The organism is Enhygromyxa salina, from assembly GCF_000737335.2.
Taxonomy (GTDB): domain Bacteria; phylum Myxococcota_A; class Polyangia; order Nannocystales; family Nannocystaceae; genus Plesiocystis; species Plesiocystis salina_C.
On sequence record NZ_JMCC02000015.1, the window covers coordinates 1 to 21,513 of the forward strand.

The 21,513-nt window shown below is 66.9% G+C and carries 15 protein-coding genes; 6 read left to right on the top strand and 9 right to left on the bottom strand.

Annotation, left to right across the window (positions count from 1 at the left end):
• Positions 1-293: 293 nt before the first annotated feature.
• The 3 genes from DB30_RS07550 to DB30_RS07560 all read right to left on the bottom strand — a co-directional run bounded on the left by DB30_RS07550 (position 294) and on the right by DB30_RS07560 (position 4,308).
• Positions 294-1,400 (bottom strand): cytochrome c3 family protein, encoded by a 1,107-nt coding sequence (locus DB30_RS07550; protein ID WP_338082186.1) that lies wholly within the window; start codon positions 1,398-1,400, stop codon positions 294-296.
• Complete coding sequence (locus DB30_RS07555) at positions 1,283-2,107, bottom strand: hypothetical protein (RefSeq protein ID WP_052547313.1); 825 nt, start codon at positions 2,105-2,107, stop codon at positions 1,283-1,285. Before DB30_RS07555 ends, DB30_RS07550 begins: the two co-directional genes overlap by 118 nt.
• 464 nt (positions 2,108-2,571) lie before the next feature.
• Positions 2,572-4,308, bottom strand: coding sequence for a hypothetical protein (locus DB30_RS07560; RefSeq protein ID WP_146658241.1), 1,737 nt, complete (start codon positions 4,306-4,308; stop codon positions 2,572-2,574).
• A 157-nt stretch (positions 4,309-4,465) separates the two neighbouring features.
• On the opposite strand from DB30_RS07560, the gene DB30_RS07565 reads away from it, so the two are divergent.
• The 3 genes from DB30_RS07565 to DB30_RS07575 all read left to right on the top strand — a co-directional run bounded on the left by DB30_RS07565 (position 4,466) and on the right by DB30_RS07575 (position 7,376).
• Positions 4,466-4,993 carry a hypothetical protein gene (locus tag DB30_RS07565; protein ID WP_052547316.1) on the top strand — a complete coding sequence of 176 codons (528 nt, stop codon included), beginning with the start codon at positions 4,466-4,468 and terminating at the stop codon, positions 4,991-4,993.
• Between the two features lie 96 nt (positions 4,994-5,089).
• The gene (locus DB30_RS07570; protein WP_165703664.1) at positions 5,090-6,277 is read left to right on the top strand and encodes an RNA polymerase sigma factor; all 1,188 of its coding nucleotides are present in this window, start codon (positions 5,090-5,092) and stop codon (positions 6,275-6,277) included.
• Positions 6,278-6,281: 4 nt separating this feature from the next.
• Entirely contained in the window at positions 6,282-7,376 is a 1,095-nt protein-coding gene (locus tag DB30_RS07575) for a hypothetical protein (protein ID WP_052547318.1), read from the top strand.
• A gap of 145 nt (positions 7,377-7,521) precedes the next feature.
• Here DB30_RS07575 and DB30_RS07580 read toward each other — a convergent pair whose 3' ends face one another.
• Complete coding sequence (locus DB30_RS07580; RefSeq protein ID WP_052547320.1) at positions 7,522-7,722, bottom strand: hypothetical protein; 201 nt, start codon at positions 7,720-7,722, stop codon at positions 7,522-7,524.
• 171 nt (positions 7,723-7,893) lie between these two features.
• Here DB30_RS07580 and DB30_RS07585 point away from each other — a divergent pair, with 171 nt between their 5' ends.
• The 3 genes from DB30_RS07585 to DB30_RS07595 all read left to right on the top strand — a co-directional run bounded on the left by DB30_RS07585 (position 7,894) and on the right by DB30_RS07595 (position 13,677).
• Positions 7,894-9,039 (top strand): hypothetical protein, encoded by a 1,146-nt coding sequence (locus tag DB30_RS07585; protein ID WP_146658243.1) that lies wholly within the window; start codon positions 7,894-7,896, stop codon positions 9,037-9,039.
• 130 nt (positions 9,040-9,169) lie between these two features.
• Entirely contained in the window at positions 9,170-10,573 is a 1,404-nt protein-coding gene (locus tag DB30_RS07590) for a monooxygenase (protein ID WP_165703665.1), read from the top strand.
• Between the two features lie 254 nt (positions 10,574-10,827).
• Complete coding sequence (locus DB30_RS07595) at positions 10,828-13,677, top strand: hypothetical protein (protein ID WP_052547324.1); 2,850 nt, start codon at positions 10,828-10,830, stop codon at positions 13,675-13,677.
• 144 nt (positions 13,678-13,821) lie between these two features.
• On the opposite strand, the gene DB30_RS07600 is transcribed toward DB30_RS07595, so the two are convergent.
• The 5 genes from DB30_RS07600 to DB30_RS07620 form a co-directional block, all read right to left on the bottom strand.
• Positions 13,822-15,540, bottom strand: coding sequence for a hypothetical protein (locus tag DB30_RS07600; protein ID WP_205632931.1), 1,719 nt, complete (start codon positions 15,538-15,540; stop codon positions 13,822-13,824).
• 83 nt (positions 15,541-15,623) lie between these two features.
• Entirely contained in the window at positions 15,624-17,663 is a 2,040-nt protein-coding gene (locus DB30_RS41280) for a PhoX family protein (RefSeq protein WP_146658245.1), read from the bottom strand.
• 187 nt (positions 17,664-17,850) lie between these two features.
• Entirely contained in the window at positions 17,851-19,257 is a 1,407-nt protein-coding gene (locus DB30_RS07610) for an alpha/beta hydrolase (protein WP_052547329.1), read from the bottom strand.
• A 61-nt stretch (positions 19,258-19,318) separates the two neighbouring features.
• The gene (locus DB30_RS07615; RefSeq protein WP_052547331.1) at positions 19,319-19,933 is read right to left on the bottom strand and encodes an inorganic pyrophosphatase; all 615 of its coding nucleotides are present in this window, start codon (positions 19,931-19,933) and stop codon (positions 19,319-19,321) included.
• Between the two features lie 288 nt (positions 19,934-20,221).
• Positions 20,222-21,325, bottom strand: coding sequence for a metallophosphoesterase (locus DB30_RS07620; RefSeq protein WP_052547334.1), 1,104 nt, complete (start codon positions 21,323-21,325; stop codon positions 20,222-20,224).
• Positions 21,326-21,513 lie beyond the last annotated feature (188 nt).

The window sequence follows — 21,513 nt, forward strand, 5'->3', positions numbered from 1 at the left end:
CGCAAAGTGGCCCGTCACCGGGACGGTGGCCCGCCACCGGGCCACCCATGATCCTACAGATCCAAGCCGACGCGATCCCCCACTGCAGGCATCAGCACCGGCAGCCGGGTACAGCGGCGCGATCGCGTGGACCCAATCCTCCGCCGCCGACATCCGAGCCTCGCCGGTCGCGGCCGCCAACACCAGCGCAGCGACGCTCCATCCGTTGGGCCGAGTCTTGCGTTGCCATCCAGAGCCCGCACCCTGCCGCAGGCAACTGACTTCGGTCAGACGTTCGGGGAGGTTGGTGGGGTCTACCGCTCGAGCTCGATGGAGCCGTACGCTGCCGTGACTTTCACGGTCTCGGGATCGAAGTTCCGTTGGCTAGCCGTTGCCACGGGCATGCGGTGTAGCTCCACGGACCAGTGCAGCGGCCCCTCGGCGTCAGGTACCGAGAGGCGCAACTCGACGGCCTCGCCGTCACCGGGAGCGGGCACGCGCGAGTCGAGCACGGGACGGAGGCGAAAACCTTCGCCGGTCGACGCGGTCACGGCAGCGAACTCCCGGCCCAACCACCGCTCCACAGGATCCCCCCCGTCGGTCCAGGCGGCCACGCGCAGGCGTCGAAACACGTCTCCCGTGGGGACGCGGTGGCCAACGTCGGCTGCCTCGACGCGCATGGTGACCTCGATTCGCTCCCCCTGCCTGTGTGCCGAAGTCGACACGTCGAGGGCCTGGGCGACCAGCCATTCGTCGGCGGCCCCAGCCACCCGGTGGTTGTGATGGCGACCAGCACCGTCGCCAACCAGCGGCATGTGGCAGTCGACACAGGTCACCCCCATGCGCGCCGCGTCGCTTCGGCGCCACTCGTGGACGGTGTCCTGCAGCGCGTCCGCTGGGTCGTAGATCGTCTCATCGGGCGCATAGTGAAATTGATGGCATCGCCCGCAGCCTTCGACACCTACCTGGCGAGGTGCCGTGTCGTCCGGACGGTGGCAGGAGCTGCAACTCACGCCATCATGCGCGTCGTGTCCGAACAACGCCTCGGCATCCGCGTGGCAGTTTGAGCAAAACCGCGACGGCGCCGGTTCATACTCCGCACGAAAAATCGGGTCGTCGAACGCCAGAGCGTGGAGCGAGCTCCGCCATTCGGCGTAAATCTTCGCGTGACAGCCCGCGCATTCGTGCGCAGGCGCAGCCCGCCACCGCGAACACTCAGCCGCCGAGGATCGCGGAGTGGTTCGCGTGAGGGTGGTCGCCCACACCGCGCACAGGCTCACGGTTAGGAGCGCCGCCGTGCAGATCAGGGCTCGACCCACTCGTCCTTCACCTCCGAGTACAGCAGAGTCTTGGCGCGGAATTCGGCGTCGCAGGGGCTCAGCTCGTCCTCCGCGATGCGTCCTGGGATCGGATGCGGCCACCAGTCGTCGTCGACCTCGCAGTCGTCCGTCGCCACAAACGAGGCTTCCTCCAGCAGCAGGTCGACGCGCCCATCGTGATTGCGATCTTCGAGGGTGAAGCGACCCACGACGACGCCTCCGTCGGACATCAAAAGCTCCGTGTGCCAGCTGGAGAAGCGCAGGTCTTCGTATTGGGCCTCGAGGTTGCGGCGATACCAGCCGATCTGCCGCCCGTACTCGCTATAGAGTCCGCGGCAACGAAACTGAATGTCGGGGTTTACCGCTGTCAGATCCACGGCCAGCTCGAGCTCCTCGTCACCGTCGACGTCGACGAGTTCGAAGACGTTCACACGCTCGAGGGTGCACGGCCCCTCGAGCATGCGAAACGAGAGGATCTCGAGGTCGCCGCGGGTCTGTGGCCCCTCTCCAGCAGCGCCACCGAAGCGTGCCCGCACCAGCCCTCGCAGCGTGCAGGCACGCAGCTCGGCGGCCAGCTCCGCCGTGGCGTAGTCGCCGTGACGGAACTCGTCGGCGCAGGCATCACGCCCGTGCTTCCCACCGCCGGCCTTGGCCACGCACGCCTCCCACTCGCTGAACTCGAACAGCGCGTAGACCTCGAGGCCACCCTCGGGCGTCGCCAACGTGTCCCACTTGGAGAGCTGAACCCGAGGCCCATGGTCGCGCCGCAGCGCACTTCGCAGCCGTCGACTCATCTCTTCGTTCAGCAAGTCGGGCTCCGGCTTTGGGGCTTGGTCTGAGGGTGGCGCCTTCGTTGCGGGAGCGACTCGTGGGGCCGCAGCGTGCTGCTCCTGTTCAACCTTGGCGCTCGCTCGTACCTGCGGCTTCTCGACGACGGGGCCTGTGTCTCCGGGGCTCGCATCCTCGTCACCATGCCCGACGTCTGCAGGCGCATGACGACCGCCGCACCCAGTCGCGGTGGCGCCAAACAACGCCCAGCCCAGCAGCCGCGACTGGAGATTTCGTACCGAGCGGTTTAACAACCCTGTGGGTCTGGACCCCATATCGAGGATCATGCCACGGAACGGATCGAGCCCCATGGTGCACGCGTCGCTCCCCGCATGGGCTCACGCAAACAGCCACAAACCGCCACGAGCTGGGCAGCAGCCCCCACGAGCTCGAACATCGCAGGCGGTGGTTGACGGGTGCATCCCGTGGGCCCACGCAGCGCCGGTCACTCCGCGCTCATGACGCTCGGCAGCGAGAGCTCGTGCCCGAGCTCCGTCAGCTGTTCGACCTCGGACGAGCCGTCGGCGCGGACCCGAAACAACAGCTCCTCCGTCGAGCGCGACGACCGGGAGACAAACACGATCTGTCGCTCGCTGTCGGCGACGCGAAAGTTGGTCGGCACCGGCCACTCCGCGGGCAGGCTCGCCGCGAGATCGTGGACCGTCAGGTTGGGATCATCGAGGTCGACCGCCAGCAGTTGGCGACCGCTGCCCATGTCGGCCGCGAACACGACCCGGTCGGTCACCTGCGGGATCGTGAAGGCGACCAGGAAGTCGGGGATGTCTTCGACGAAGCGCAGCGGCGCGCTTGCGACGGGGCCCGAGAGATCGACAAACGCCAGCCAGCGAGTCTGGTCGCTGCTGTTCGCGGCTTGGTAGACCACCCGACCACCCGCGTAGTGGACGTTCTCGATCTCGGCGCCGTCGGCCAGCGGCTCGGTGACGACCTCGACCGAGCCGGGTTGGCCGTTGACCAGCTCCACGCGCGCGAGCCCCTGGATGCCAACGTTGGCGTCACCAAAGCGGTACAGCACCTGGCCGAGATCGTCGAACTCGAAGTCCTTGGTCCACGCCGGGCGCTCGGCCGAGTCGATGCGCACGGGCGCCGAGGGTGTCGCGCCGACAAAGTTGACCAGGTAGAGCTCGCCCCACGAGCCTTCGCCGGTCCAGTACAGCAGGCTCTGGTTGTCCTCGGACCACTCGGTTCGGATGGACTCGGTGCCCGCGAGGACCGTGTTGACCAGCTGCGGGGGCGCCATGAGGTCGCTCAGATCACGCACCCATAGATCCGCGAGATCATCGAGGTCGTGATCGTAGCGATACGTGAGCTTGGCGCTGTCGAGTTGGGCAGAGAGACTCGTCAGCAGATCGAGCTGGCCGATCTGCGTGAATGGGCCAAGGGCGCCATCAATTGCGGCGTAGTAGAGCTCGAAGGTCTGGTCGTCGTCTTCGTCGACGGCGTAGAACAAGCCGCTGTCGTCCTCGGCCAGGGTCGCGCTGCGGAACGTGGGCGAGGGGCCGTGGTCACCGGTGACCTGCGTTGCCTCGACGGGTTGCTTGTTGGCGTAGGTCACCCAGTAGAGCACACCTGGATCCGCGAGGTCGGTGTGGGCGCTGATCAGAGCTGCGCTCGCGTCGTCGGTCCAGGATGGCGAGGGCGCGTACTCGGGGATCCCGTCGGGGACGATCGGCACGATCTCGAAGGTGCCCTGGGCGTCGACGTTCAACAGCCGCACCACTGGCATGTCTGCCCCGCCGTCGCGCAGCCTCCTCGAGCCGAACGGCGTCCCCCCGAGCGCGCTGCTGACCCCCGAGCCTGCGGCGCCGGTCAGTTGGATCTGCGGTTCACCCGCGACGTCGGGGTCGCTGATGTCGATGGTCAGGACCTCGAGGTGGCCATCGGCGAGGTCGGTGCTGTCGATGATGACCCACAGCGGGTCGCCATCGCCGTCTCCGTCTCCGTCGCCGTCGCCGTCCCCGTCGCCATCGCCGTCCCCGTCGCCCGGATCGCCGTCCCCGTCGCCTGGGTCGCCATCACCATCACCGCTCGTCTCACTTGGCGTCCCCGTGTCCGCCGGATCGTCGGCTGGACAGCCGATCAGGACCGCGCCGCAGCACAGCGCGAGCAAAGTATGGTGCATTCCATGGCGGCCGGCCGCCGTCTCCATCCCAAGTTTGGACATATGCGCGCGAGCCTATAGCGAGGGTGATGATCAGCGCAACTCGAGGTGCCCGTAGCCCAGGCCGTAGCCCAGCACACCAGCCCGACGGGTTGGTGGATTACTTTCACGGCGTGGCTGCAGGCTCGACGGATTCGTCCTGCGGCGGACAAACCTTGGCATGAACACGCTCTCAAATGGCCTTCGCTTGCGCTTGCTGTGTGGTCTCGCGCTGACGCTCCTCGCCTGTGACCTCGACTCCAAGGACCTCAACGGTGGGACGGACACGGACACGGACACGGGCACGGACACCGTCACGGACACCGTCGGGGACACCGACACCGGCGATACGGGGGACGTGCCCGCGGGCTGCGAGGCGATCACCGACAAAGATCTCTGCGATGCAGAGGCCGACGCGTGCGTGTGGCAAACGGGCGTGCGGGCCCGACGCGACGGTGACAGCTGCGACGTCGAGGATACCGGGGTCTGCTTTGACGTGGCGATCCTCGATGGGGATGCGGGCTGCGCGGATCTCGAGGGTTGTACCGGGCTGTTCGCGTCGCCGTTTTTTCGTGTGGAGCCCAACGACGAGGTGACCTTGGTCGACTTTTGTGGCGGGACGCCGCCCGAGAGCTTCACAGCCTGCAATTCGGGTCTGGCGTCCGTCGCCCAGCCACCCGAGTGCGCGTGCGTGTGTGAGCTCGAGTGAGGCGGCCGCGACGGATCGGGTCCGCGGCGGACAAGCATGGTTTCCATGCTTGCACGCGCCGAGCTGAACCGATCGACGGGCGGGTATACTCGCCGTGTGTCCCCCCATCGGCACTTCGAGCGCCTGTATCGGACGCATCACGCGTTCTTATGGCGCTGCGCTCGGGGGATGGGGGTGAGCGAGGTCGCGGTTGACGACGTCGTGCAGGAGACCTTCATCGTGACGCTGCGGCGCCTGGATGACTACGATCCTGCGCGTGCGTCCGAGGCGACCTGGCTGTGCTCGATCCTGCGCAACGTGATCCGAAATGACGCTCGCTCGCGGCGACGACGCGAGCGTCGCCACCAAGAATTCGCCCGCGCGAGCGAACTGAGCCATGAACCTCTGGATGTTCGGACGGCGCTCGGCCGCAAGCTCTTGGCCGAGTTCTTGAGCCAACTCGACGAGCCGCGGCGCGCGGTGTTCGTGCTCGCGGAGCTCGAGGGCATGAGCGCACCCGAGATCGCGCAGGTGCTGGGCTGCAAGCTCAACACCGTCTACTCGCGGCTTCGCGTGGCGCGGATCAAATTCCACGACCGCTTCCACGTCGAGGCCGATTTTTCCGCGGCCACGCGAGAGCAACCGGCGCGGGAGGTCGTGGCACGAAACTGGCTGGCGATCACCTCCGCGACAGGCCTCGAGTTGGGCGCCGCGGCGGCTCCTGGCGCAGGGGGGCTCATGCTGGGTCTGGGCTTGAAGCTCGCTGCGGCCACCGCTGCGGTCGGGCTGGCCGCCGTGGTGCTGGTCGAGCGCGTCAGCGCCAAGGCCGACGACGGGGCGGGCCTCACAGGTGACGCGCGATCCGAGGCCACGCTCGTCGGTGAGCCCCATCATGATGACGATCCGGGCGCGCGGGTGATCGCAACGGCGCCGCCCGAGTCGGAGCTGGAGCTCTCACCGCAGCCCGAGCTCGAGCCGATCCCAGTCACAGCGCGGCAACAGGCTGGCGTCACGCGGCCCCAACCGCGCCCGGAGTTGGAGCAGGCAATCGCGTCCCTGAAGCAAGCGCAGGCGCTCGCGCTCGCGGGGGAGTCGAGCGAGGCGCTGGCCGTGCTCGCCAGCGGGCGTTGGCCCAACGCCGGGCTCGAAGGCCGCGCGCGTGTGCTGGAGGTCGAGCTGCTTTGCGACACGGGGCAGCGTGAGCGAGCCGAAGCGCGGGCCCAACAGTGGCGCGAGCTCCATCCCGAGGGCTTGGCCACGCGGCAGCTCGATCAGGGCTGTCTGTTGGTCGCGGCAGTGGACTAGCCCCGTGATCGCGCTTGTATTTGGGCTTGCCGTCCTGCTCGGCCATGGGGTCCAGCCCGAGTCCGCGAGGCTCGATCTGCTCATCGAGGCGGAGAGCTGCCCGGGGCCCTCCGTCGTGTCTCGCACAATCGCAGCCGAGCTCGCCCTCGCTGGGGTGGCGCCGAGCCGCGTACAGCTGCGTGCTCACATCCATCGCGACGCGCGGGGGCTCGCGCTCGAGCTCGAGCTCGCGCTCGATGGCTACACCGAGCAGCACCACCTCGAGGCCGCGCGCTGCGATGTGCTACTCGAGAATGTTCGCTTGATCCTTGCCCTGGCGCTGGACCCTGGGTTGGGCGCGTGGCCGCGTGACTTTGCCGAGGTCGCGCTAGCTCCGATCTTGGTGCGAGCGAGCGCCGCTTCCACGCCCGATGCCCGGCCGCCCCCACGAGCGCAAGCGCCGATTGTACAGATCCCGCGCATTCGCAAGCGCGCCATCGCCCAGGGCGCTCCACACCCGGCGCCCGACCGCGTCCGACAAACGCCCGCGCCAGAGTCCACGCCCGCCCCCGAGTCCGCACCCAAGCCCCGCGGGGCTCCAGTGCTTGGCCTCGACCTGCATGCGCGCGGCCTGGTGGCGGTCAATCTGTTTCCAACAGCGGGCGGCGGCCCGCAGCTGCACCTCGATTTCGGCACGCAGTATGTCTCGATAGGCGTGGGCGCAACGGGGTGGCTTGGTGGCAACTTCGACGCTGGCGACGCGGGCCCAGGCTCTGGACGAGTCGACGGCTGGACCCTCGACCTGCGCGGCTGCGGGGGGCCAGCGGGACGGCGTTGGACACTGCACGTGTGCGCTGACGTCGGCGCCGGGCAGCTGATCGGGCGGGGCATCGAGGTCCCCGTTCCGCTGTCCCGTACGTCGCCATGGGTCTGGGCAGGCGGGGAGCTCAGCGCTGCGTTCTGGGCTTGGCCGCGCGTGGGCTTCGAGCTCGGGACATTGGTCGCGGCCTCGATCACGCGCCCGAGCTTTCATGCCCTCGACGCCCAGTTCAGCGCCGGCGCCGTGGTGTTTGGCGTGAGCGTGGGTGTGGTGACGAAGCTGTGGAAAGCGAAGAAGTAGGCGCCGCCAGCGACACGAGGCTCACAGGCCCAACCACACCGTCACCGCGATACAAGCCGCGATACCCAGCACGCTCGCCCAACGAACCGCTCGCAGCCTATGCAGCTGCTGCACGGGATCGCCTGCCGCACCGGTGATGCGGAGCTCACCGCGAACTCGTGTCGAACTTCTTCCCGGTGCGTGGCACGAAGCGAGGCAACCGGACGCGGCTTGCGATCCACATGATCGCGGTTCCAAGCCCCAGCGCGACCCAGATCATCCCCGTTTCGCGCTGGACCCAGATCAATGGGAGACCGAGCAGGGTGAACCCGATCGCAACCCAATCTCCACCCGCAGGCTTCGACATGAATCGACGATACTATCAGAGAATATCACCACAATATCGCCGCTGCGCGCGCACACCCCACATGCGCACACACGTCCCCGAGATGGCGCGATCCCGCCCTTCAATATCAATATTCCAAACCGCGCATTTCGAGCTTCCCGGACTTTTGTGGTTCTGGTAGGGAAGCACACGATGCGCACGTCAACGATCACACCCATCATTCTGTTGTCGCTGGCGCTCGCCGGCTGCTCGCTGCTTGGACTCGGAGAAGATGAAGGCGGCAGCTCAACCGAAGAAAACATTGCCCACTACGAGCAAGTCCGCCTGGATCTCGAAGTGAACCGCGAGGCGATCCTCCCGGGTTTTGGCGTCGACGACATCAACGCGGTGAACGACTACCTGACCTGGCTCGACATCACCCAGGGCTGGGAGGCCCAGCTGCACATTCGTCATTACCCAGAGGGCACGGACATCATCGCCTCAGTCACGATTGGCGACGAGATGACCACGCCCTTCTACCGGCTCGACGACAAATTCGCGATGACCGCCCTGACCGGGATGACCGACTCGATCTATAAGATCATTGATCTCCAGACCGGAGATCTCGTCGAGGAGGTCACCCACAAAAAGCCGCAGACCGCCTCCTACGACGCGTATGGCATCCGCGGCGACCAAGCCTATTTGGTCGTCGAGGACGAGGGCAAGATGATCTACGAGTGGGACGTGGGCACTGGTTCACCCATCGCAATCGGGGCGATCGATGACACCAGCGCCAACCTTGGCGCCTGGATCGACTTCACGCTCGTCGAGTTTGGCGGTAGCCGCAAGCTGCTCGCGCTCGGGACCTACGGGACCTACACGATCGACCTCGACACCATGGTCGCAACGCAGGTCCCGCTGCCGATCACCCCGCTCGAGATCGGCATCACCGACGTCGGCATCGCCGCGATTGACGGCTTTGATCTGTGGTTCGTCGGCTGGGGCGACACCGAGGCCCGGGCGATCCACGACGAGCTCAAAGAGTCATCCTACGCGCTCAATTCAACGTTCGAAAAAGCCCACTGGGTGGGCAGCGGGACCGCCAACGTCGACGTGAGCATGGACGGCGAGTTGATCTACTACAACAGCGTCGCTGGCATCTACGCCTATGGGGTCAACAGCGGCACGATCGAGCCGGTGCTGCTCAACCGCGCGGGCTACGACCAGACCGAGGATCCCAAGGTCTACGTCCAGTACACCGGCATCACCCTCGCGCGGGATGTGATGTACGTGGTCGGCCTCGAGAGCCCCGATGGCTCGTCCGGCTCCGACGGCAAGATCTACCGCGTCCTGCAGTGAGCGTCAGGGCCCCGTGAACACCGGCGGGCGCTTGTTCAAGAACAGCTGCATAACGCGCGTTGCGCTGGGCGGCGGGATCGGGCTCAATGGTTCGGTGATCGCTTGGTCTCCCGTCCGTCTCGCATGTCTGGTGTTGGTTGTCCCCGTGTTCGCGTGCGGCGAGGTGGAGTCGCCGCCAGCCGACACCACCCAAACCGAGACGACCGGCGACGGCGACGGCGACGGTGACGGCGACGGCGACGGCGAAGCGCTGCGGCCCAACTGGCACCAAGACGTTGCCCCCTTGGTCCACGGCAGCTGCGTTGGCTGTCACTACGAAGGAGGCATCGCCCCGTTCGCGCTCGAGACCTACGAGCAGTCCGCACCCTGGGCCGCGCTCATGAGCGAGGCCGTCAACGACGGGATCATGCCGCCGTGGGGCGCGATCGAGACCGAGGAGTGCCAGCCGGATCACACCTGGCTCGGCGACGCCCGCCTGTCCGAGACCCAGCGGCAGCTGCTCGCCGACTGGGCCAGCGCTGGAACGCCCGAGGGCAACCCCAGCGACGCGGTCGCGCTCCCCGAGCCGCCCAGCCTCGAGCTCGCCGACACCACGATCGTGCTGCAAAACCCGTCGCCGTTCACGGTTGGCGGCACCGCGGACAGCTTCGTGTGCATGGTCGTCGATCCCGGAAACGAGACGGACGTGTGGGTCACCGGCGTGCAGATCGTCCCCGACAACACCGAGGTCGTGCACCACGTACTGACCTATATCGACAGCGAGGCGGCCTCGGACGCGCTCGTTGACGCGGACGGCAAGTTCAGCTGCCCAGGCGGGTTCGTGTCCCTGAGCGGGACCTCGCAGATCAGCACCTGGGTCCCCGGCGGCGTCCCAACCGAGACCCCGCCCGACGTCGGGTTCCCGATGCCCGTCGGCTCGAAGGTCATCATGGCCTACCACTACCACCCAACTGGCGCTGGCGACGAGGTTGACCAGAGCGCCGTCGCGCTGCGCTGGACCGAGGACAAGCCGGGGCTGACCGGCTACATGGGCGTGTTTGGTGCGATCTTCAACGGCAACGACGTCGACCCCGGGCCCAACGACCCCAACGGCGTCCCCGTGTTCGAGATCCCCCCGAACGTCTCGGACCACGTCGAGACGATCACCTACACAATCCCCGCCCTGCTGCCGCCCGTTGACCTGTTCACAATGGGCACGCACATGCACTACGTCGGCGTCGACATGAAGATCTGGGTCGAGCGAAACGGGCAGGAGCTGTGCTGGCTGCAGACCCCGCGCTGGGACTTCAACTGGCAGCGGCTGTATGACATCGACGCGCCGATCGGCCAGATGCCCAAGGTCCAAGGCGGCGACGTGATCAAGCTGCGCTGCACCTACGACAACACGCTGAACAACCCCGCGCTGGTTCAGGCGCTCGAGCAGCAAGGGTTGTCGGAGCCGATCACGATCGGCGTGGGTGAGTCCAGCCTCGAAGAGATGTGCGCGATGCTGTTTGGGATCGCCACTGATCTGCCGCTGGGTGACTTTTTCTAGGGGCCCGTCACGCGCATCGCTGTGGGCTGATCCCGTCGGGATCGCAACAACTCATGGTCGATTCAAACATGCGAGCAGTGGTGAATGCGATGGTGACGACTCCCGGACTGATGGCGCTGCGGGTGCTCTCGCAAGCGCGCAAGCGCCCCTGCTTTTGCGGTATGTCTCGAGCGATGAAACGTTGGGTTCCAGAAGACAGCATGCAAATGCCCTGTTTCGCCGTGCGAAAGCCAGGGGCAATCTCATCGGCTGCCATGGCGTTGCTGCTCACGGCGAGCATGAGCGCGTGCAAGGGTGACGACATTGCGGACGGCGACGGCGCGAGCGAGACCGGGACCGAGACCGAGACCGAGACCGGGGATGAAGGCGAGGTGCCCGATCCCGAGCAAGACTCGGAGCGAATCACCGGTATCGGCGTCGGTGGGGGCCCTGACGAGCTGACCTACTCGGGGCTCGACTCTCTGGAGGAGGAGGTCTGGGGCCCTGCTGCCTACGTCGTCGATCACCTCGGGCTCAATTGGCTCGCGGACGGGCCCGGCCACAAGATCCTCGTGATCGACGACGACGGCGAGATCGTCGATCGCTACGATCTCGAGGGCCTGGTCCGGGGCATCAGCGACATCGAGGTGACCAAGACCCACGTCTATGTGCTCATGGTTGGGGGCCAGACGCCGATCATCGCGCGGGCGGGCCGAAACGACGTTGACGCGACGGCCTGGGAGACCTTCGACATCCCCGCCGAGATCGACGTCGCCGACATCACCGGCCTGCGCAAGCACGGCGACGGTGGCGTGGCGCTCGAGCTGGCGTTTGGCCGCGAGCACCTGCCGCTGTTTGCCGAGGACGGGACCTCGATCGCCGCGCCGGGTGCCCCGATCTCGACGTACCAGGTCGATGGCCACAGCGTCGCGTTGGTGGCCGCGACCGGCCTGCCGGCGGCCAACCTGTCGGTTGCGTCGTTGCTCGTCGATGACGTCGAGGTCGCGACGATCGAGACCGCGGGCTTGCTCGGCGACTTCGCGCTGATCGGCGTGACGCCCGATGGCGACATGTGGCTGCGGGTCGCCGACGTCGGGATCCTCGAGGGTGCCTTTGTCACGCGCATGCTCGCCTATCGCTACGCCCTCGACGGGACGCTGATGCAGGCGGTCGAGATGCCGATGCGCAACGAGCTGGTCTGGGTCGAGCATCGAATGACGATGGATCCCGAGGGCGAGCTGCGGGTCATGAGCACGGGCGCCGACGAGGCGTCGCTGCGGCGGCCGGTCGACATCGGCGTGGCCACGCCGCTGGTGTTCCCTCCAGGCGTGACGCCCTACCTCCCCGTGTCCAACTCGGGCGCGACCCAGGCCGGCGGCGCGGGCCTCGGGAACTTCGACCCCGGGACCGGGGGTGGCCTCGAGGGCGACGAGGGCCAGTGCATGAGCCGCGAAGAGATCATGCAGCGGGCGTACGCGTACGCGAATTTCGAGGCGGTCTACAACGCCCAGCACATGCAGACCTGCCCTGGCCGGACGCCGGTCGCCTACTTTCAGCAACACCTCGGCCAGACGATCCGGGGCGTCGCCTACAAATACGCGGGGCACATCGAGGTCAGCACCTACGCCAACGCGGTCGCCAACAACTACACGGTCGGCGACCTCAACACCAAGACCGACAAGGCCGTCGACGGGTGCTCCTACGGGGTCGATTGCTCGGGCTTCGTGAGCAAGGCGTGGCTGTCCGGGCACCGCACGACCAGCTCCCTGCACACCGCCAGCTACGGGCTCGATAGCTACGACGCGCTGCTGCCTGGCGACGCCCTCAACAAGCCGGGCTCGCACGTGCGGCTGGTCGCCGAGCACCTCGGGGGCTATGGCGTGAAGGTCATCGAAGCCACGGTCGGCAGCGAGCGCATGCGTGTGATCGTCCGCGACATCTCTTGGGGCAACGCGGGCTACGCCGCCGGCTATGCGCCGGTCCGCTACAACAACGTCTGCCCCGACCTCCCGCCGCCGCCGCCAGAGACCACCACCCACTTGGTCTTCGACGTCAGCGGCTATCTCCCGGACGGCTCGGGCTACGTCCCGGTCGGGCCAGCACGGGTGCTCGACACCCGCATCGATGGCCAGGAGTTTGTTGGCCCGCTCGCGCATGACGAGACCATCTCGGTCACCCTGGCGGGCAAGGCCGGTCTCCCGGCCGCGGCCCAGCTGGGCGCGGTCGTGCTCAACGTCGCGATCGCCGATCCCCAAGGAAAGGGCTTCCTCGCCGCGTACCCCGACGCGCCCTACCCGGGCAACTCGAGCATCAACTTCGCGGCCGGTGAGGCGACCCCGGGTCTCGTGATTGTGGATCCAGGCGCCGACGGCAAGGTCGAGCTTCATCACATTTCGCCCAACGGCGGCTCGCAGGTGGTCGTCGACACATTTGGCTACTTTCCGCCGGCCGCCGACATCCACATGGTCACGCCGGCGCGGGTGTTCGACTCGCGCGACCCGGAGTTCGGGGCCACGGTGGTCGCGGCCGGGACCAAGGAGCTGCAGCTCGCGGGCGTCGGCGGGATCCCGCTCGCGGGGGTCGGCGCGGTCATAGCCAACCTCGCCGCCATCACCCCGGCCGGGCCCGGCTACGCGACGATCTACGAGTCCGGCACGCCGAAGCCGGTGACCTCCAACCTCAACTACCTCGCGGGCGCGGTCCGCTCGAACCTCGTCATCATTCCGGTATCGGCCGACGGCTTCGCCACGCTCTTTACCCTGGAGGACGCCGACTACGTCGTCGACGTGCTCGGGTGGTTTGGCGAGGGTGTCGACTTCCAGTCGATCTCGCCGGTGCGGCTTCGGGATACCCGCGAGGACGACGCCGGACCGATCGGCCACGAAGGATCGATCTTGGTGGATGTCATCGGCGCCGCGACGATCCCCGAAGGCGTCACGGCGGTGTTTGGCAACCTGACCGCGGCCCAGCCGACGTTGCGGGGCTATCTGCAGATCTACCCGGACGCGGTGCCGGGCACCGCGAACGTCAACTTCATCGGGGGGAAGGTCGCCTCCAACGCCGTGCTCACCGAGGTCTCGGCCAACGGCGCCGTCCACATTCGGGTCGTGATCCCGCCGCCCTGAGCGCGCGCTGTGAGGCCGAAAGCCCGGCGGCGGACCGACGACGAGGGGGGCATGGCTGGTAGCGATCGTCCAGCCCTATGCATGCGCCTGTGCGCGTAGCCCTCGTAGTCTGCCGCTGGGCGACTTCCACTAGTCCGTCCGCACTCACAGCGCGGGCGACACAGCGCGCGAGCGTCGATCTCGTGGGCCGGGCTCCGGCTGCTCGATACCGGTTGGTTGGGCAGGCGCGAGCTCGGTGTGCAGGTTTGGCGTCGGCGCCAGCACGGCGTCGCGGCCAAGCACGAAGCTCTGTTCTTGAACGACCAGCCGATAGGCCGCGTCCAGGGCCAGCGCGCGCGCGGGCGAGGGGATCAGCAGCGGCGTGACGTCCTGGGCGAGCGCGTCAATGATCTCGCGTTGCGGCTCGCCACGCTCGTCAAAGAAGCGAGCGAGCAGCTCTTGGTTGGCCCGAAAATCATCGCCCGCGCCGTTGTGGATCAGGTAGGTCGCGTACTCGCCCAAGCCGTCCGCGCGGGTGTGATCGCCGACGCGATACCCATGGTCCGCGGCAGCGTGGATCCAGCCGCGCCCCGGCGCCTGCGCGCCAAGCTTGCGACCAAACGAGTAGATGCCGTCATCCGTGGCCCCAACCCCCGAATGGCAGCCCACGCAGAACATGGTCTCTTCTACGGTCTGCGGTCGGAGCTGGCCGCCCGCGTCTTCGATGAATCCCTGGTAGACCCAGCCGATGCCATTGTCGACGCCGCGCTCGAGCTGGCCAATCACGTCGCGGACGCGATCGGGGAAGTCGATGCGCTGCTTCGCGTCCTCGGCGGCGGCCTCGTCGAGCTCGGAGTAGCTCAGCGCGCTGCGCTTGCGAGCGTAGCGGAGCTCTTTCATGCGGGGCGCCATCACGACCTGTTCGGTCTGCGTCACGTCTAGATAGCGGACGCTGTGCAGCAGCTCGGTGCCCACGGGAAACAGGCCGGCGGCGAGCCCGATCTCGCCCTGGTCCTGGGCAACCCCCGCCGCGCCGACCCAGCGCATGGTCTGACCTCGCAGCGGCGCCCACTGGAAGCGAATTCGCGTCGCGGTGCCCAAGCTGCCGTCGCCGTCGAGGTCGACGCCCAGCGGCCGCTCCGATGTTGGGTCGATCACCACGTCCGCCCGCGTGATCAGGGCTTCGAGAATTGCGAGGTTGAGCTCGTAGACCTCGAGGCTCTCGGTGCCCCGCGCGTTGCGACGAAACACAGGCGGCAGCCGGATCAGCGCGTCTCCAAGCGACCCGCCGTTGGTCGGAAAGAACGCGCCCGGCATCGGCCGAAACGCGTAGGCGCGCCAGCCGGTCGCCGTGCCATCGGGGCTGCGGTCAAACCCGCGCTGGTCAAACTCGAACCACGCGTCGGGGGTGTACCCGCTCCACACGCCGTCGCCGTTCGGATCCCAAGCCGAGGGCGGCGTCGCGAGGCGATCCGCGAGCAGCAACGCGTCACCCTCGCGGTAGTTGGAGTCCCGGACGTAGCGCAGCAGCTCGGCAGTGTCGGTCGCGGCGATCGCGGCGGACCGATCCACCCGCAGATTTGTCCATGGGTTGGTCAGCGCGGGATCAGGAAGATCGTAGGCCAATTGCACCGAGCCATCGGCCACAAAATTGGGCCGCCAGCCGTCGTGATGGCACGCAAAGCAAGGATTGTGGACTCCGCCGTCTGCGTCGATCGTGTCGGCGTAGCATTGCGACGGGATGTAAGCGCTGGCGTTGGCCGCCACACGGGTGGCCGGCACAACCTGGTCTTCGCCAGGCTCGACCTCGGCCGGCGAATGTTCGGAGGCGGCCGCGTTGCAGGCGGTGACCAGGAGCAAGAGCGAGATGGAAAGTCGATGCATTGCGCGAACCCGGCCAGAGCCGTCCATACGATCATGACCGGGCGACCTCGTCGGTGACGAGGCCGCCCGCGTGAAGCGTGGGGTCAGTCCATCGCCGGAAACGGACCCAGGTACCCGTCGTAGGCGGCCGCGTCGGCGGGGTCCATCAGCTTGTCCGAATCGGACTCATCGTAAGGATGCTGAATCACGCTCTTCAGATACGCGAATCCATTGATGTTCGGGTACCAGTACGGCGAGGTCGTCTCGGATCCGTAGGGCGTCGTCTGCACCCGCGTCAGCTTGCCGGTATTCAGCTCGTACGACCAGATCACGTCGTTTTGGTGAGCGCCGGTGTCCTCGCCAATGATCAAGGTGTCGTAGCCCCGAATGTAGGTCACGTTGTCGGGGTTGGCGATGCCATTGACGCTGCAGCTGTTGCCAGCGAAGGGGCTCGCGTCGGGGTAGCTGATCTCTTGGCCGGCCACCAGCGGCCGCCAGTTCCCCGCGACCCAGTCGCTGGCGTAGAGCGTTGACGGCGAGAGATCCAGCGCATACACGGCGCCGCAGCGGTTGCTCTGAACGCGGATGTCGTTCGGACCGCCAAGGTCGTACTTGGTGTTGGGGGTGTTGTTCTTGGCGTTGTCCTCCATGCCGTTCTCGACCGCGGACATCGCAATGAACAACGTGTGATTATCGGGATCCAGGGCGATCCCCTCTTCCTTGCGCAGCTCGACCGTGGCCCCGAGCATCGCGGCGTAGCGACGGGTCTCGAGCCGTGACGCCGCGACCTCCATGCCCGGCTGCAGCGCCAAGCACTCGAGGCCCGCGTCCCCGGCGTTGAGCGAGGTGAAGCCATCGGGGCACTCGCCGGTTGGCTGATCGTTGCCGTCGAGCAGAGGATCTGCGCTGGCAAAGATGTCGCTGAACACGACCCCGGCCTCGATGATCGCGCCGACCTCCGCGTTCGAGGCGTGGCCAAGCGCGATCCAGTCGATGTCCGCGGAGCCAGCCCCAACGGCGCTGGTCTGGTACCACTTCATCGCATACAGCTTGCCCGCGCTCAGATCCCCCGGGTTGTCGGCGATGAACATGTACAGTCCAACGTTGGATCCGTCGTCCGTGATGTAGACCGTGCGTTGATCGGGCATCACGTAGGCCAGCTCGATCGCGCTGCGCCCCATGCTGTAGTGCTTGGTGACCTCGTACGACGCGTCTTCGCTGACCACGACCTCGACCGGGTAGCCATGGTGGTAGGGATCAAAGCCCGCCGCTTTCACCTGGTCCAGGGTCAGATCCAGCAGGTCGTCGTTGTTGTCATCACTATAAATGTCCAGCTTCCAGTAGCGGAGCATGGGAATTGCGTAGCTGCCCAGATCCTCGACGATCTGCGCCGCCTCGAACTCGCGGCCGTCGGGGGGATACTCTTCGCCGCCAAGGTGCGTGTTCCAGGGTGTCACGCTGCCAGCGCACGGGATCCATAGACCGTCGACCTCGGAGAAGTCGATGGGCGTGGTCGAGACGGGGGTCAGCTCACCAGTCGAGCGATCTTGCTCGAGCTCCGACAGGTACATTCCGCCCGGTCGCGACTCGAAGTGGATGACCGAGAAGATCTTGTCGCCGATCGGCAGCAGCGAGCTGAAGTCGGCCGAGGACGAGACAAACTCCGAGGCGTCCTCATTGAGCACGGGGTCGCCGTCTTTGTCGACGATCAGGCCAAATGTTCCGCCGCCCTCAGGCTGATCGCCGCTGCGAAACACGGTGTGGAAACCAATCTCATGGCTGACGTGGTCGACCTGTGCGCGCGGGGACGCGAGCACCGATCGCTTGGCCTCGTCCGTCGCCGGGAATTCGACGGGATCGAAGATCAAGCTGCGGGCGTTCTGGCCGGGCTCGCCGGGATCTCCGGGCTCGCCGGGATCTCCGGGCTCGCCGGGATCTCCGGGCTCGCCGGGGTCCCCCGGATCGCCGGGATCCCCCGGATCCCCAGGCTCGCCGGGGCCACTCGACTTGCCCGTGTCGCCGGTCTCGCCGGTGTCCGCGGTGGTGGTGTCGTCGCCACAGCCCACGGATGCGGTGCTAAGCACGAGCGCGAGGCCGAGCAAGCTGGGGTGGGACAGAGTCGTGAATTCGAGCAGGTTGCGCATGTGTGGCAGGTGGCCGCTTGGGCCTGGCGAACATCACCACACGGGGTTTCAGCTTGGTGACATGTCGCTCACTGCCGGGCTACGAGTGCCGAACATTGGTGAGACGGGCACGCGACACACAGGTGAACCCGCGCGATCGGAGATTCGCCAGTGGTCAGCTTTGATCAGGTTGCCCGCTCTTGGGCGACTACCCCGGAAACCAGTCCCCCAGCGCCCCCAGCAACCGGTTCGCCCAAGCAACCTCATTGTGCGGCGCCCCCGGCTCCCAGCGATAGAACAGATCCTGCTCGTCCACCCACCCCAGCCCGCGCAGCACCTCGGCCAGCTCCACTGTTCCACAGTAGTTGTCCGACCCACCCCCCGGACACCCAGCGCCCTCGCTGCCGCCACTGTCCAGGTAGATCCGCGCCCCAACCGGCGCCCCGTTCAAATACTCGCTGACGATCGTGGGATTCGCCGGCTCGGCACCGATCGACCCCCAGCTGATCGTCCCCGACATGGACCCGATCTGGCCAAACACGTCTGGGTGCCGCAGCCCAACGTACAAGCTCACCAGCCCACCCAGCGAAGACCCCAGCACGCCAACCGAACCCGGATCACTCGCAACCGGGTAGCGATCCTCGATAAACGGCACAATCCCATCCACGACAAAGTCTGCGTATTCGTCGGCCCGACCGCCAAAAGTCATGCCATCAATCACGTCCGTCACCTGCGTGTACTCGTCAAACCGGGCCGCCGTATTGTCAATCCCCACGACGATCACCGGCGACAGCTGCCCCCCGCTGATCGCTTCATCTAGGGTCACGCTGACCTGCCAGCCGCCAAACAGCGCGTCGGGGGCGAACAGGTTCTGCCCGTCGTGCATGTACAACACTGGCAGCGCGGCCGCGTCCAACCCATCGGCGGGGATCCACACCGTCAGATCCCTGGGCTCGAGCGCGCCAACGGCTTGATCAAAGTCGGGCCATCGCTCGTGGTGGCTGCGCCCGCTGATCGCGTTGATCTGCGAGTACTCGCCAAACTGATCCCAGCCAAACCGGCGCGCGAGCGGATCCGCGAAGAAGTCGGTCTGGTCATGCACCAGCTTGTAGAGCCCGGTTGGCGGCGCCGGGAGATCAATGACCGCGTAGTAAAACCCGGGCGCGGCCTCAACGAGGGGGTGCGCGCCCGCCTGCCAGTCGTCAAAGTCACCGGCCACGCTCAGCGGCTGCGCTTGCGCGCCTTGGTGGAGCACACACAGCCGGGTGTCAGCCACGATCGGGAACCCACCCGCGCCGTAGGTCACCTCGCGCACGAACGCATCAGCGAGCTGCTGCTGCGCGTCGGGATCAGGCGTAGAAGCCAGCACCTGGGCGAGCTGCTCGAGCTCGTCGCACCCATCGAGCTCGGGCGGCAGATCAGCAGGCGGCAGATCAGCAGGCCCAGCCTCGGTCTCGTCGCTGGCGCTGGTGTCGGTGTCGGTGCCTGGCTCGTCTCCCGACTCGGTCCCCGATGCCGACCCCATACCAGACGCCGACCCAAGCGGACTTGGCTCCGCGGTCGCGCAACCCAAACCGAGGAGCAGGACAGACCCGACGGCGATCCAGGTGCGCATCAGGGACCACCATATCACCGCGGACTAGCGCGAGGCGAAGTCCTGGAGACGTGGAGAGGGACTACTCGCCGTACATCGCCGCGTAGTCGTCAACCGCGGCGGCGATCACCTTCGCGGCGTGCTCAAACCCATAGCGCCGGGCGATCCGGGCCCGCGAGTCCGCGCCCGGGACCAGCTTGTAGGTTGAAAAATAGTGGGTCAGCCGCTCGACCAAGTTTGTGGGGAGGTCGTCGAGCTCCTCGCACTCGCCCCAGACCAGATCGTTTTGCAGCACGGCGACGAGCTTGTCGTCGGCCTCGTCGTTGTCGATCATCTGCAGCCCGCCAAGCACCTTCGCGTTCAAGATGATGTCCGAGCGCATGATCGGCCGCTCGCTGAGCACACAAATATCCAGGGGGTCCTCGTCGCCCCGCGTGGCCTCGCCGTCGGTCAACGCGGCGGTCCGCTCACCACAAAAGGTGCGCGGCACAAACCCGTAGAGCGCCGGCGGCATCGCGGAGCCGCGCTGCGGTCGGTCGACCCGCAGGTAGCCGGTGGTCTTGTCGAGCTCGTACTTGACCGCGTCGAAGGGCGTGATCTCGATGTAGGCCGTGACCACGCGCGGCGCCCCGGCGCCAAGCTCGAGGCCGTGCCAGGGGTGCGGACGCCAGCGATAAAATGGAGCAGGAAAGCTCATGTGCGGCGCAGCATAGCCCCCGAAGACGTCAGGGGCGCTCGACGAACCCACCGGCCGCCAGCCATGCTTGCCGGCTGCCCCCAGGCGCCGCCCAGGCCGCCCGTAACCCCGCCAGCGACCGCCCGCGGGTCTGCGCCACTCGCTCGAGCGCGCCGATCGCCGCCAGGAACGAGCGATGGGAACAGCAGTGCAACCGCGTGAGCGGCAGGCCGCGGGTCTGGCGGACGCGCCGCGCGAGCGCGCGGTGGCTCCAGACCCGTATTGGCCGCACCGCCGTGAGCGCGCGGCTCACTTCACGATGTCGTGCTCGTACTCCATGTTTCCAAGCTCGTCGTAGAACTCCGTGTGGATCCTGGTGAGCTCGACTTCGACCAGCAGGAACCCGGGCACGGTGTCGTCCTCCCAGTAGACCGGGTTGTTGTCACGGTGGACAAAGCCGGTGTTCTTGCAGCCGGCGCCCGAGACGATGAAGTGGGTGGTCCGCTCGCCGCCGCCGCAGGTCAGCTCGTTCCACGTGCGGTTGTGGTCATGCCCGCTCAGGACCAAGTCGACGTTGTCACAAACCGACTCGTCGACGACCTCTTTGACGGTAGCCCCATTGATCTGCGACACGAACGGAACGCCTTCGTAGTTGCCCGCGTTGCCGTGCTCGCCATTGGAGTAATAGGGGTGGTGCGTGAGCGCGATCTTCCACGGCGCTTCGCTGTTCGCGAGCGCCGCATCGAGCCAGGCTTGCTGGGCGCCCGTCTCGTGGTTCCACATCAGCCGGGTGGTGTCCATCGCAAACAGCTCCATGTTGGGATAGTCCGGGACCGTGTACCACTTGTCCGGCATCGTCCACTTGTCGCTGTAGTTGGTATACTCGACCTCGTAGGCCAGCTTGTCCCACGCAAAGCTGAGCTCGCTATAGTCGTGGTTGCCCATGACCACATAAAAGGGGAAGTCGAGCTGGGCATAGGGCAGCTCGAACTTGGTGTTGAACTGTTCGTCGTCGACCGACGAGACGCCGTCGTTATAGAAGTTGTCACCCAGGTAGACCGCGAAGTCGCAGCCACCGTGGTCCGTGCACACGGTGTGGATCGCGGCGCCCACGTTGTACTGGCCCATGTTGCCCTCGCCCGCGTCGCCAAGCGCGACGAAGCGTACGAAGCCGTTGGGGTCGCCGTCGCCGTCGCCGTCTCCGTCCCCGTCGCCATCCCCGTCTCCGTCTCCGTCTCCGTCGCCATCTCCGGGATCGCCGTCTCCGTCCCCGGTGGTGTCGCCGTCGCCGTCGCCGGTGTCGCCGTCTCCATCGCCGGTGGTGGTTCCGGTTGCGTCACCGTCTTCGGTGGTCGCGTCCGTGTCCCCCGCGGTCCCGGTCCCGGTCCCGGTCCCGGTGGTTCCGCCGTCCACGGATTCAACCGGGCCATCGGCGCAGGCGAGTCCAGCGGTGCACAGAGACAGACAAGTGAGAAGCGTGGGGAGGCAGCGCATGAGGGGTTGATAACAACAAACTCGCGTGCGCGCGCGCAACATCGACGATCCAATGACGATCCCTTTCGTCACGCTGGCGGGGCCGTTCGGGGCGAATACAGCGCGCC